This is a genomic window from Leuconostoc sp. S50 (genome assembly GCF_016624925.1).
GTDB lineage: Bacteria > Bacillota > Bacilli > Lactobacillales > Lactobacillaceae > Leuconostoc > Leuconostoc pseudomesenteroides.
This window is the reverse complement of sequence record NZ_JACVUE010000002.1, coordinates 176,706-188,409: the sequence shown is the minus strand read 5'-3', so window position 1 is coordinate 188,409 and position 11,704 is coordinate 176,706. Positions and strand designations below refer to the sequence as shown.

At 38.0% G+C, this 11,704-nt stretch carries 15 protein-coding genes, 2 tRNA genes and 1 other annotated feature; of the genes, 14 read left to right on the top strand and 3 right to left on the bottom strand.

Annotation, left to right across the window (positions count from 1 at the left end; all coding sequences use genetic code 11):
* The first annotated feature begins 10 nt into the window (after positions 1 to 10).
* The 5 genes from IAE53_RS03470 (at position 11) to IAE53_RS03450 (ending at position 3,644) form a co-directional block, all read left to right on the top strand.
* Positions 11 to 283: a UPF0223 family protein gene (locus IAE53_RS03470; RefSeq protein ID WP_148423844.1), complete on the top strand. Its 273-nt coding sequence runs from the start codon at positions 11 to 13 to the stop codon at positions 281 to 283.
* On the top strand, positions 280 to 1,065 hold the full coding sequence (locus IAE53_RS03465; RefSeq protein ID WP_200135970.1) for an inositol monophosphatase family protein: 786 nt from the start codon (positions 280 to 282) through the stop codon (positions 1,063 to 1,065). The genes IAE53_RS03470 and IAE53_RS03465 overlap by 4 nt, the downstream gene beginning before the upstream one ends.
* Before the next feature lie 62 nt (positions 1,066 to 1,127).
* Positions 1,128 to 2,966 (top strand): translational GTPase TypA, encoded by a 1,839-nt coding sequence (typA, locus tag IAE53_RS03460; protein ID WP_010276285.1) that lies wholly within the window; start codon positions 1,128 to 1,130, stop codon positions 2,964 to 2,966.
* Positions 2,967 to 3,016: 50 nt separating this feature from the next.
* Positions 3,017 to 3,105: transfer RNA gene (locus IAE53_RS03455), tRNA-Ser, on the top strand.
* Positions 3,106 to 3,368: 263 nt separating this feature from the next.
* Positions 3,369 to 3,644, top strand: a complete 276-nt coding sequence (locus tag IAE53_RS03450) for a hypothetical protein (RefSeq protein WP_200135969.1) — start codon at positions 3,369 to 3,371, stop codon at positions 3,642 to 3,644.
* A gap of 75 nt (positions 3,645 to 3,719) precedes the next feature.
* Here the strand turns inward: IAE53_RS03450 and IAE53_RS03445 are convergent, their stop codons facing one another.
* Positions 3,720 to 3,974, bottom strand: coding sequence for a hypothetical protein (locus IAE53_RS03445; protein ID WP_200135968.1), 255 nt, complete (start codon positions 3,972 to 3,974; stop codon positions 3,720 to 3,722).
* A 46-nt stretch (positions 3,975 to 4,020) separates the two neighbouring features.
* Complete coding sequence (locus IAE53_RS03440; RefSeq protein ID WP_200135967.1) at positions 4,021 to 4,674, bottom strand: DUF4767 domain-containing protein; 654 nt, start codon at positions 4,672 to 4,674, stop codon at positions 4,021 to 4,023.
* A 595-nt stretch (positions 4,675 to 5,269) separates the two neighbouring features.
* Here IAE53_RS03440 and IAE53_RS03435 point away from each other — a divergent pair.
* From IAE53_RS03435 to IAE53_RS03420, 4 genes are read left to right on the top strand one after another with little or no spacing between them, the layout of a single operon-like run.
* On the top strand, positions 5,270 to 5,653 hold the full coding sequence (locus IAE53_RS03435) for a hypothetical protein (protein WP_200135966.1): 384 nt from the start codon (positions 5,270 to 5,272) through the stop codon (positions 5,651 to 5,653).
* Positions 5,650 to 6,852 (top strand): hypothetical protein, encoded by a 1,203-nt coding sequence (locus IAE53_RS03430; RefSeq protein ID WP_200135965.1) that lies wholly within the window; start codon positions 5,650 to 5,652, stop codon positions 6,850 to 6,852. The genes IAE53_RS03435 and IAE53_RS03430 overlap by 4 nt, the downstream gene beginning before the upstream one ends.
* A 2-nt stretch (positions 6,853 to 6,854) precedes the next feature.
* Entirely contained in the window at positions 6,855 to 7,217 is a 363-nt protein-coding gene (locus IAE53_RS03425) for a hypothetical protein (RefSeq protein WP_200135964.1), read from the top strand.
* Between the two features lie 53 nt (positions 7,218 to 7,270).
* Entirely contained in the window at positions 7,271 to 7,513 is a 243-nt protein-coding gene (locus IAE53_RS03420; protein WP_200135963.1) for a hypothetical protein, read from the top strand.
* 355 nt (positions 7,514 to 7,868) lie between these two features.
* Here IAE53_RS03420 and IAE53_RS03415 read toward each other — a convergent pair.
* Positions 7,869 to 7,942: transfer RNA gene (locus IAE53_RS03415), tRNA-Arg, on the bottom strand.
* Positions 7,943 to 8,040: 98 nt separating this feature from the next.
* Between IAE53_RS03415 and IAE53_RS03410 the strand changes: the two genes are divergently transcribed.
* The 5 genes from IAE53_RS03410 to IAE53_RS03390 all read left to right on the top strand — a co-directional run bounded on the left by IAE53_RS03410 (position 8,041) and on the right by IAE53_RS03390 (position 11,703).
* Entirely contained in the window at positions 8,041 to 8,559 is a 519-nt protein-coding gene (locus IAE53_RS03410; protein ID WP_200135962.1) for a molecular chaperone, read from the top strand.
* Positions 8,560 to 9,160: 601 nt separating this feature from the next.
* Positions 9,161 to 9,739, top strand: a complete 579-nt coding sequence (locus IAE53_RS03405; RefSeq protein ID WP_010293306.1) for a TetR/AcrR family transcriptional regulator — start codon at positions 9,161 to 9,163, stop codon at positions 9,737 to 9,739.
* Between the two features lie 52 nt (positions 9,740 to 9,791).
* Positions 9,792 to 9,875 (top strand) — a sequence feature (ribosomal protein L21 leader region).
* A gap of 11 nt (positions 9,876 to 9,886) precedes the next feature.
* A complete protein-coding gene (gene rplU / locus IAE53_RS03400; protein ID WP_004911533.1) occupies positions 9,887 to 10,186 on the top strand; it encodes a 50S ribosomal protein L21 in 300 nt (99 codons plus the stop codon).
* A 31-nt stretch (positions 10,187 to 10,217) separates the two neighbouring features.
* A complete protein-coding gene (rpmA, locus tag IAE53_RS03395; RefSeq protein WP_002814840.1) occupies positions 10,218 to 10,535 on the top strand; it encodes a 50S ribosomal protein L27 in 318 nt (105 codons plus the stop codon).
* Positions 10,536 to 10,608: 73 nt separating this feature from the next.
* On the top strand, positions 10,609 to 11,703 hold the full coding sequence (locus IAE53_RS03390) for a M24 family metallopeptidase (RefSeq protein WP_200135961.1): 1,095 nt from the start codon (positions 10,609 to 10,611) through the stop codon (positions 11,701 to 11,703).
* Position 11,704 lies beyond the last annotated feature (1 nt).

Genomic DNA, 11,704 nt, shown 5'->3' with positions numbered 1-11,704 from the left:
AAATAAGATTATGAGCGAAAATTATACTTTACCAATTGATGGTAACTGGACAACTGAAGATATTGTGATAGTTTCAAACTTCGTTGATGCCATTCTGAGAGTTTACGAAAACGGTGTTTCACGAGACGAGCTGCTACAACACTATAACAAATATCGCGTTGTTATGCCTGCAAAAAGCGAACAAAAGCGTTTCGACAAAGATTTTGAACGTCAAACAGGGCATAGCATTTATCGCGTGACTAAACTATTACAAACGAGCACAGAAAAAAGGGTGCGACTATGACAATGAGTCAGTTGGAAATTCAAAATATTGACCAAACAGTACTTCTGTGGCTTGATGATCTACAAAAGGATACAATCAGTGCAATGAGACACCATTTACAGGTCGGAACAAAGCATGACGAACGTGATTTGGTTACCAATGTTGATAAGGTGAATGAACAAAAAATTAACGCGCTTATTAGGTCTTTCGATGTCAATGCACAGATTGTGAGTGAAGAAGGGTTCGGCGATAAACCAACAGCTATGAACGGGCATGTTTGGTTTGTAGATCCTATTGATGGCACAATGAATTTTGTCAAAGAACATACTGATTTTGCCATTATGATAGCCCTATATGTGGATAATCAACCAGTGCTAGGTTGGATTCTGGATGTGGTTGATAATGTTGTGTATCATGGCGGACCAAAAATTGGCGTGTTTGCTAATCAGTTGCGCATTCAACAACCTGGAGATGATAGCTTGGCGGAAGGCGTAGTTTTGCTTAGTGGTGCCAGATTGCTGTATGGTATGTTTGGCTATGATCAAATTGCTAAAGCTGCTCTAGGATATCGTGTTATTGGTGCCGCTGGTCCTTCATTTATACGGGTTATTACGGGACAAGCTGTTGGCTATTCATCAAAAATGATGCCTTGGGATTTTGCTGCAGGCCAAGTTTTAGCGAAAACTTTGGGTTTAATCGTCTCAGATATTGACGGGCAAGCACTGGATATGTTATCATCAAACATAGTATTAGTTGCTACGAAACGAGCGCATCGCGACATTGTCGAGTTGCATAAAAGCTAGGGAATACGGATTCCCTAGCTTTTGTATGTGAGTAGCATTTAAATTAAAGGAGCACTGGAAAATTGGCAAATCGCGAAGACATTCGTAACATCGCTATCATTGCCCACGTCGATCACGGAAAGACGACGCTGGTTAACGAACTTTTGAAACAATCAGACACTTTGGACTCACGCAAGGAATTGGGTGATCGCGCCATGGATACCAACGATATCGAAAAAGAGCGTGGTATCACTATCTTGTCAAAGAACACAGCCGTTAAGGTTGGTGACAAGCAAATTAACATTTTGGATACACCAGGCCACGCGGATTTTGGTGGTGAAGTTGAACGTATCATGGGTATGGTTGACGGTGTTTTGTTGGTTGTTGATGCCTTTGAAGGCACAATGCCACAAACTCGTTTCGTTTTGAAAAAAGCTTTCGAACAACACTTGACACCTATCGTGATTGTCAATAAAGTTGACCGTCCTGGCGCCCGTCCTGAAGAAGTTGTTGACGAAGTTTTGGATTTGTTCATTGAATTGGGTGCTGACGAAGAAGATTTGGATTTCCCAGTTATCTTTGCTTCAGCCATGAATGGTACGTCATCATTATCACCAGTTGTTGAAGATCAAGAACACACAATGAAGCCTATCTTTGATGCTGTTTTTGCAACAATTCCTGCGCCAGTCGATAATTCGGACGAACCACTTCAATTCCAAGTGGCTATGTTGGATTATAACGACTTCGTTGGCCGTATTGGAATTGGTCGTGTTAAGCGCGGCACAATCAAGATTGGTGATAACGTTGAAGTTTTGAAGTTGGATGGTTCAACGCAGAGCTTCCGCGTAACAAAACTGTCTGGTTTCATTGGCTTAGATCAAGTTGACATCGAAGAAGCCAAGGCCGGTGATTTGATTGCCGTGTCAGGTATGGAAGATATTTCTGTGGGTGAAACAGTTGCAGATCCTGCTCATCCAGATCCATTGCCAATTCTTCGTATCGATGAGCCAACTTTGCAAATGACTTTCCGTCAAAATGATAGCCCATTTGCTGGTAAAGAAGGAAAGTTTGTCACTGCACGCCAAATTGAAGATCGTTTGCGTCGCGAATTGCACACTGATGTTTCTTTGCGCGTGGAAGACACTGATCAAGCTGGCGCTTGGTTAGTATCTGGTCGTGGTGAATTACATTTGGCCATCTTAATTGAAACAATGCGTCGTGAAGGTTTCGAATTGCAAGCATCACGTCCACAAGTTATTTACCGTGATATTGATGGTGTTCAATCAGAACCTTATGAATCTGTACAAATTGACACGCCTGATGAATACTCATCAACTGTTATTGACTCGTTGAACCAACGTAAGGGTGAAATGGTCAATATGGAGTCTGTCGGAAACGGTCAAACACGTTTGACCTATATGGCACCTTCACGTGGTTTGATTGGTTACTCAACAGAGTTTATGTCAGCAACAAGAGGCTATGGTATCTTTAACCATACTTATGCTGAATATCGTCCAGTAGTGCGCAACTGGGAGCCAGGGCGCCGAAATGGTGCCTTAGTCTCGATCAACCAAGGGGCAACTTCTAACTACGCCATTATGGGTGTTGAAGACCGTGGTCAAATGTTCGTTGGTGCCGGTGTTGAAGTTTATGAAGGTATGATTGTGGGTATGAATGCCCGTGACAACGACATTTCAGTCAATGTTACGAAATTGAAGCCTCAATCAAACGTGCGTTCTTCAAACAAGGATCAAACTGCTTCAATCAAGACACCTCGTACAATGAATTTGGAAGCATCACTTGAATTCTTGAATGATGATGAATATGTTGAAGTAACACCTGAAAACGTTCGTATTCGTAAAGCTATCTTGAACACAGCTGAGCGTGAAAAGGCCGCAAAACGTCGTAAGGCATCAAAGTAATTTTAAATTTTCGAAGTAGGTTAGATAATATGTTCTAACTTCTTCATGATGGAGCTATGGCACAATCTGGTACTGCAACGGACTCGAAATCCGTCGAGCCGCTCTTGGCGGTGTGCGGGTTCAAATCCCGCTAGCTCCTTTCGAACGTGTGTATATGTGGTCAGTAAAACAGCAGAACTGCTGTTTTTTTTATTGTTTGTTAGGGGAGATACCTTGATTCAGTTAGATTAAAATTTAAGTTCAGTCATTCTATTATTAAATATCAATAATCAATAGTTCCTGCAAATTAAAAAGACAATCATATTAAATAAACATTCCTAGACTGATCAATTGCCATATATTGGTCTTGATTTGAAAAAATATAAGTATTATTGTAAGATTAATAATTAAAGGAGTATTAAATTGAAAAAAGAGAAAAATAATTTTGCTGAATTGTTACAACATCTTTCCTTGAATGATGAAGAACAAGTTTTTGTCAACATCGCAATCCATCAATTGATAGACGAAAAAGAGCGAGAAGATTTCGTAATCCATAACTTAATTGGTAATTTTCGACCGCTCGCTTTGCAACAAAAATTGTCGCCACAAGGTTTGCAATTTTTTACAGAACTAGTGAAACCAAATTTCAAAGATGATATCTCGTTATGGTTACCATTTTGGTTAGGAACAATTCACTGATAGGGGGTTAGTCAGCTTGACATATTTTTGATACAAAAAAGTCAGCGGTAGCGCTGACTGAAATATTGCCATTATCTAATTAGCTAGTCTATATGTTTTGTCAAATTGTTGCTGGGTGATTAAAGATATTTGATTACCATATTTAATCAAATAATCACCAATTTTACCGATACTGACAGACCAAGGCGCATTGACCAACAGGTCGTCTGGATAAATTTGGTGCCAACTTAATAATTTTTTGTCAAAACTCTGACGGACCCAACTCTCAGAGATAGGCTGATGTGAAATCTGCCAAACCTCGACCATCTTGTTACCTATTTTTGCTCTCATGATGTTCTCCTGTTTGTGTTAATGACATATAGTTAGGTGATTAGCTTTAGTTGCCTGTGTATATTTGACTAAAGCCGTTTTCCAGCGCTGTATTTTTTGTCTCTGTAAAATATAGATCCTCACCATTTGTTGTTTGTGAAACGTATACTTTTGGTTGGCTTTCTTGAGAGATAAACAAGTAAAGAATTTTGTTGTAACCATCTGATGATGTTTGACCGACAGCAACAGCTAAGACTTGATTTTTGGAAGTGCTGCTGCCATTTGGTGACCATTCAATGGTTGTATCTTGATTGTCAAACTTGATATGACCACTAAGTCTACCATTTTCTAAAGCTGTTGGAAATGAAATACCATAATAATCAGGTTTTTGATTATCATAGGTACCAGTATACGTTTGATTCATTTCCGTTTGCCATTGTCTCATGAAAGCACTTAATTGCTTGTTTTTAGTGGCATTCCAGGTACTTTTTGCTGCGACATCGCTGCTACTCGTAGATTGATTTGAGCTATTGCTACTGGACGATTTGATGGATGATGACCGTGTTGAAGAAAGGTTAGATTGATGGCTAACAGTTTTTTGATTTTTGATGGCTTGATTGCGTGAACTTGCGCCATATATAATCATGGCTAAAATCACTGCAATAATGATGAGTACGAAGGCCGGCCACTTGGTCGATCTAGGCATGTGTTTTCCTCTCATAAAAGTCTCCCTTGGCATGACTTATTTTCACCTAATATTATAACAAAAGTCAGTATTTTTCGGTTGGCAATTTAATGGAGATTTAATTCTCCTTCCGTCATTTTTGTGTCTGAATTTTGGATAATCATCATGGTCCAAATATTGATCAAGTAAAAAAACCAACCCATGAACAAACGTGATGAATTGGTCAAAATGCGTTTATGAATGAGTTGAATCAAAAGTATCTACAAATGACGGCTAAACAAGCAAAAGTTAACGCCTTGCAAAATGTAATATAAATATGCCTAATCATTTTGAAGTGAACCCAATAACTTGGACAGAATAAAAAAACTGTTCAGAAAGTTATTGGGTTTTTCTATGTCAAAATATTCAAATGAATTTAAATTAATGGTCGTTAAGGAATGGTTGTCTGGTCAAAATAGTTTGACTGAATTAGTCAAAAAATATGCCATCAATAATGATCACGCGATTGAATTATTTCTGGTTTGTTTTTTATATTTAAGCATATTTTCAATATTTAATTAATTGATGAAAAATACCAAAAAAATTATGCAAAATCGTGTGTTAAATTAAAAAGAAAATGGAGAGAGCTATTGTGAGAAAAAAAGGTTGGATAATACTAACTAGTTTAGTCGTAATTGCAGTTATAGCTGTAATTGGAGGAAAGATGTATATGGATACTCAAGAAAACAAAAAAATAGAACAAGAACGTAAGATTGCTATTCAAGCTAAGAGAATGTTTAAAGATATTAAAGAAATTAAAATTTTGGACAAAGGAGAAGCAAGTCCGGGTAGTATTTTCTTTATTTTAGAAATAACTAGTGGCAATGATAGGAAGTATAAAGTTGATTTAGATTTGAATGATACTAGTGGTTATAGTTCTGTAAATGGTAATGATTTTCCAGATACTCAGTTAGGGAAAACCGATGAACCTATTCAAGTTATATATTTGTCTGACAAAAAGGAGATTATTAAATGACTACACCTAAAGTATATTCAGAATTAGATGATTTTGTTTATAAAGTTGATAGTGTTAAAGAAAAGAATCCAAAACGAACAGGTGATTATAGACTTATTGATGGTCAAAAATTCCAAGTAATAAAGACCGTTGATACAAACGATAAAACAAATAGTAAGGGCTACGCTGATAATGGTTTTCAAGCAATGGCTGTGGCACCAGTTGTGAATGGGCATGTGGATAGGTCGCAAACGATTATCGCCTATGCTGGAACAAATGCTCAAGATCCAAGTACACACGACCTTCGGGCTGATTTTTATAATGTAGTGGTTGGCGAAAAAGGAAAAGACACCCAATTTGCAAGTGCGACACAATTTTATCAAGCAGTTTCAAAGATGAAAGATGTTAAAGTGGTCAGTGCCACGGGACATTCTTTAGGTGGTGCCTTAGCGCAAAAGATTGCGGCAAAATATCATATTCCCGCCGTGACTTTTTCAACGGCAGGAGTAGGAAAGCAACTAACGGGTGAAGAAAAACAGTGGTTACGAGGACCGGGTAAAAATTTAGTTCTAAACTATATGCATCTTGGAGACCAAATCCCAAGTTCGACAAATGCAAAAGAGTTTGGGACGGCGCTTTATGCCATAGATTTCAGTGATGGGTCACTGTTCTCAGGGCATCAATTGGGATCATATCAGTTTTATAACAGTGGTAATTTATTTGTGGAGCCAAGTGTCGCGAGTGAATATTCAAATATAATTACGACTCAAGGTTTAGATAACTTAAAAAAGGTTATGAAAAAGTTTGAAAAGAGTGGTGGAGCGTTAACTACCGGACAGAAGCAATTTCTTGATGAGTATGAGGCGTTAACTTTAGTAACCGGTATGCAGGTATTGGTTGCAAGTGAATTAAAGTCATTAGAAATGGCGTATGAGAAGAGTATAAATGAAGCTCAGGAACTATGGTCAAATGCGGATGCAGCGGCACGATTGATTGGAATAGATTTAGCAGAGTACGAGCGACTAAGCATATTAGATTCGGGCGGTGTATCGAGAACAACGATAGAAACAAAACCAACGACTAAATATCACAAAAAAATTGCCAAAGTAAAAGCAGTCATCAAAGACTATACTGACTTAACAAGTAAAATAACAGCAGCGATTAGACATCAAGCTGAAACAGACCAAGCATTAGCAGCGCAAATAAAAGGGTGGTTATAGCATTGGATTATCGTAATCAACTCAATGAATTGGAAGAAAACTATTTGCTCACTGAGCAACGATTAGAATTAGAAAGACGTGAGATTGACGTCTTAAAGAATCAAGCGCAATCTAAATTTGAAAATATTGCGGAAACGTTGAGATCCGGGCCATTGAGTCAATATCAAATAGAAGAGGGCTCAAATCAACTATCGGAAGAAATATTGGCTGAAGCTGCGTTTGAAAGTAATCGAATAGCTATACGTGCGGAAGAAGAATTAGCGGAACGGCTTGCGGATAATAGACGTGAATTTAATGACACAGTGAATGAGTATGAAGCAGCGACAAGAGCGGCACAAATTGAGGAAATGAATCAAACATGGTGAGATTTGAGAACACATATACATCGTTATTGAGACACAATAAGAACGAACAACAGATGTTGGAACTACATAAAAACGCAGAAATATCATTGATTAAGGCACACGTTATTAGTAGGACTATTAGTGAAGCAAAAAGTCAAAATAGTAAAATTAAATCGAAGCAAGAAAAGACGGTAAAAGGGTTAATCACTAAAAGTAATAATTTTAAAAATGAATTTAAAACTACAGCGAAGGGGAAATGGGTTGATAATGCAGTCAAATTGTTTGATGAAAATAAAGCCAAATTAAATGATATTTAGTTTTAAGAACTATTTCTGCTACAGCGTAAATTTCACTGGAATATACTAAACATATTGTTAGCCTGACAACAAAGTACGTGAGATACATTAGATCGATCTGTGATGGGTCAACTATTTATTTGCTCGCAACCCGCACAAGTGATACCAAACTTAATCAAAAACACCGATCCGAAATTAATTCGGTCGGCGTTTTTTTATTCGGGAAAATTTGTAGCACTATTGTAGCACTCACACGACAAAATAGTGAAAACTGATGAAAACCTAAAACAACTAAAAACAACTAGGAAGCCTTACATATCAACGTTTTAGCAACTAAAAAACCGCTATATCAGTAATCCTGATGCAACGGTCAAAATGCGTTGAGGGGGAGTCGAACCCTCGACCTGCCGGGTAGAAACCGGCTGCTCTATCCAGCTGAGCTACCAACGCGTACTTTACTATGATACCATTTTAGAACGATTCATGAAAGAGTTTTTTTAATTCGTTATTTGATTTATACTAGAGTTAGATAAACTTGGAGAATATTTATGAGAAAAGCCTTTATTGCACTAGCAGCAATTGTTGTTGCATTACTTGTTGCCTTTATTACGTTCAGTCAACAGCCAAAATATGCTGGTGTTTCAATGCCAAAAGATGACTATCAGCATTTGAAAACGTCACGTTCCGACATAAAAGCGCTAATTAGTGATTTGAACAAATTTAATTATAAAAAGCAAGCAACGATGTCGGCCATTGAAAAAGATGCTGACAAAATCATAAAAAACAATCGTAGTAATTTAAGTGAGGCTGATGCTCAATCATTGCGAGATGCCGTGTATGGGAAAAATGGTATCGTTACAATTGCGAAAGCAGCTCAAACAGGCAAGTATAACATTGATGGTAGCGTGGCCTCACGCTTTCACAGCGCATTTGATACTATTATTTTAATGTCAGTTAACGCAATCAACAAGAGTTCGGCGCAAAGGGCTGATATTGTTGCGCAAATGAAAAGTGATTTGAATATTGAGCAGGCTATTTATCAAATTGGTGCTAAGCACGAAGAATAGTTAAGAGATAAGAAATGCTGTGATCTACTTTTTGAGGGTCATAGCATTTTTTATTTGCTACATGTATGGCACAATAAAATAACATAAGTAAATTAGCATTGCAACTTGAACACAAACACCAATTATACCGGCGATAATCATGTGACTATTATGAATAACGATGCCAATGATTAAAATCGTAATTAAGATTAAGGTGTAGACAAATAATAAAGTGAAGGCTGACATGATTTTCCTCATACAACTTATATGAAGATATTCTAACACAATTAACGTTATTTAGTTGTCTTCAGATACTCGATAAGGTATTAATTATAAATTAATGCATCAAAATAGTTGGTTAATATGACCTAAAACATGTTCGAAATTTGTTTGTTATGCACATAGCTAAATGTGACTGACATGATATGATATCATTTAAGGTGACTCCGCAACACAAAACATTCTAATTCAACTATTCCTTTTCATAATTCTGAGTTTGAAAAACGTTTACCCCAACAATGGGAGCCACCGTACATAGCTTCAAATCATCACAAGTTTATTACTTTTGGTTAGCGATAGAGATGGTATAATAAAAACAAATGCTGCAAAGGAGGATAAAACTGTGTCCAAGAAAATTGACGCTCGTATTGTGCGCACGCGGCAAATCATTCAATCAGCAACTATTGCTTTATTGACAACGCAACCTGGATTTTCGATTACAACATTACTAGCACGCGCCGATATTACGCGGGGAACTTTTTATAAGTATTATGCCAATAAAGAACATTTGATTTCTGAAGTCAATGATGTCATATTGAATGATTTATTGTTACATACAAAAGAAACTTTTATTGTTGCTGAAATGATTGCCAGTGTCAGCCGCCAAGCCGCTTTTTATAATGCGGTGTTGAATCATCATGCCGATCCTTCTTTCCAGCATGCGCTGTTTGATCGTCTCAGGACGCAAATGCAAACCAAAGTGAATGCATCAGCTCAGGATGTTAATCGACGATTGCAATATCAGTGGGAGACAATTAATGCAGGCTTCTGGGCTATGATTGCGCGGTGGTTGAGTGATGATATGAATATGACACAAGATGATTTGCTGCAAGAATTCGCAGTTTTATGGCGTGGCAATCCGACTGTTATCAAAGATACGGGATTAGGCTTGTTTGATTTTACGCCTAAAGCCGCAAAATAGCACATTTGATTTGACTAATGCATTTTCAACTGGTAAAATATAAGGGTTGTTAGCAAAGCTACAACCACTCAAATCAGGTTAAAGCATGTTTGGGACTAGGGCCTAACCGCCTGTGATGGTGAGTCTAAGTATAAGGAGAATTCAATAATGGCATATGCAATTATTGTAACTGGCGGCAAACAATACAAAGTCGCTGAAGGTGACACAATTTTCGTTGAAAAGTTGGACGCAGCTGAAGGTGAAAAGGTAACTTTTGACCAAGTTGTTCTGACTGATTCAAAAATTGGTACACCATTTGTTGATGGTGCAAAGGTAGAAGGCACAGTTGAAAAGCAAGGCAAGCAAAAGAAGGTTGTTACTTTCAAGTACCGTGCCAAGAAGCATTCACATACTAAGCAAGGCCACCGCCAACCATATACACGCGTGAAGATTGATTCAATCGCGTAATCATTACTACTTGTAAAGGAGAAATAGACTTATGTTGATGAATCAAGAAAACTTGCAAATGTTCGCTCACCACAAAGGTGGCGGATCTTCAGCCAACGGTCGTGACTCAGCAGGTCGTCGTTTAGGCACTAAAGTTGCTGACGGACAAGATTTGACTGCTGGCTCAATCATTTACCGCCAACGTGGTACGCATATTTATCCAGGCGTAAACGTTAAAAAGGGTGGCGATGACACATTGTTTGCTTTGACAGACGGTGTTGTTAAGTTTGAGCGTAAAGGTCGCGAAAAGCGTCAAGTATCTGTTTATACACGTGAACAATACAATGAAATCGTTGCTGCTGCCAAGTAAGTAGCTATTCTAAAGACTGACTTAGGTCAGTCTTTTTTGCTATAATGAAAGCAGAACGAGAAAAGAGATTATTATGACAAAATATTACGAAGCACGGCTTAAAAAATTACAAGCACTTTTAAAAAAGCTTGATTTAGACGGTATGATTGTATACCAAGGGTTTAACACAAAATATCTAACAGGTTTTGATGGCGGAACTGGTGATGGGGTTGTCCTTGTTAGTTTAAATCAAGCACGACTGATTACAGATGCTCGATATGAAGAAGACTATAAAAATCGTTTGCCTGAAGGGGTTGATTTAAAAATAACTAGGGCATATTACGAAGATGCAGTTGCAACTGCCCAAGAATTTGGCATTAAACACTTGGCTTTTGAAGCAGACTTGCCATATAACATATATGATTATTTAGATGAACTATTACCTGCCAATATTGAATTTGATGCACTGCCGAGTGCTATTGAAACTTTGCGAGAAGTAAAAGATGAAAGTGAATTGGCTGCGCTAAGACGTGCAGCCACAGCATCTGTCAAAGCTTTTCAAGATCTAATACCATTTATTCAACCGGGTAAAACAGAGCGTGAAGTGGCCAACGAATTAGATCGTTTACAAAAAAAATATGGTGCTGAAAAAGCTTCATTTGACACAATTGTGGCTTCAGGATATCGTTCAGCGTTACCCCATGGGGAAGCAACAGATAAGGTAATAGCTGATGGTGAATTGGTAACAATTGACTTTGGCTATTATGTCGATGGTTATACATCAGACGTTACGCGGACCATCGCTGTCGGCCAAGTGAGTGACGAATTAAAAGAAATTTATGATATTGTTAAACAAGCAAATGAAAATGCCATTGCCATTGTCAAACCCGGCATTTCAGGTAGCGAAATTGATAAAGTTGCTCGTGATTACATTTCGGAGCATGGTTATGCTGAACAGTACAATCATGGTGGCGGTCACGGTGTGGGGCTTGATATTCATGAAGGACCTGCGATAAGTCCACGTTCTAGTGACGAAATGCAGGCTGGTCATTTATTGACAATTGAACCTGGCATTTACCTTGGTGGCAAGGGCGGTGTTCGTATTGAAGATGATGTCATTGTGACTGCAGACGGATACGAAAATTTGACAGCCAATTTGTCAAAAGAATTGTTGGTGATTGGAGTTTAAT

Excerpts from the sequence above, each read along its gene's own strand:
- IAE53_RS03470 (WP_148423844.1), top strand. The coding sequence starts at position 11 with ATGAGCGAAAATTATACTTTACCAATTGATGGTAACTGGACAACTGAA.
- IAE53_RS03390 (WP_200135961.1), top strand. The coding sequence starts at position 10,609 with ATGACAAAATATTACGAAGCACGGCTTAAAAAATTACAAGCACTTTTA.
- IAE53_RS03430 (WP_200135965.1), top strand. The coding sequence starts at position 5,650 with ATGACTACACCTAAAGTATATTCAGAATTAGATGATTTTGTTTATAAA.
- IAE53_RS03440 (WP_200135967.1), bottom strand. The coding sequence starts at position 4,674 with ATGAGAGGAAAACACATGCCTAGATCGACCAAGTGGCCGGCCTTCGTA.
- IAE53_RS03465 (WP_200135970.1), top strand. The coding sequence starts at position 280 with ATGACAATGAGTCAGTTGGAAATTCAAAATATTGACCAAACAGTACTT.
- IAE53_RS03420 (WP_200135963.1), top strand. The coding sequence starts at position 7,271 with ATGTTGGAACTACATAAAAACGCAGAAATATCATTGATTAAGGCACAC.
- rpmA (WP_002814840.1), top strand. The coding sequence starts at position 10,218 with ATGTTGATGAATCAAGAAAACTTGCAAATGTTCGCTCACCACAAAGGT.
- rplU (WP_004911533.1), top strand. The coding sequence starts at position 9,887 with ATGGCATATGCAATTATTGTAACTGGCGGCAAACAATACAAAGTCGCT.
- IAE53_RS03445 (WP_200135968.1), bottom strand. The coding sequence starts at position 3,974 with ATGAGAGCAAAAATAGGTAACAAGATGGTCGAGGTTTGGCAGATTTCA.
- IAE53_RS03410 (WP_200135962.1), top strand. The coding sequence starts at position 8,041 with ATGAGAAAAGCCTTTATTGCACTAGCAGCAATTGTTGTTGCATTACTT.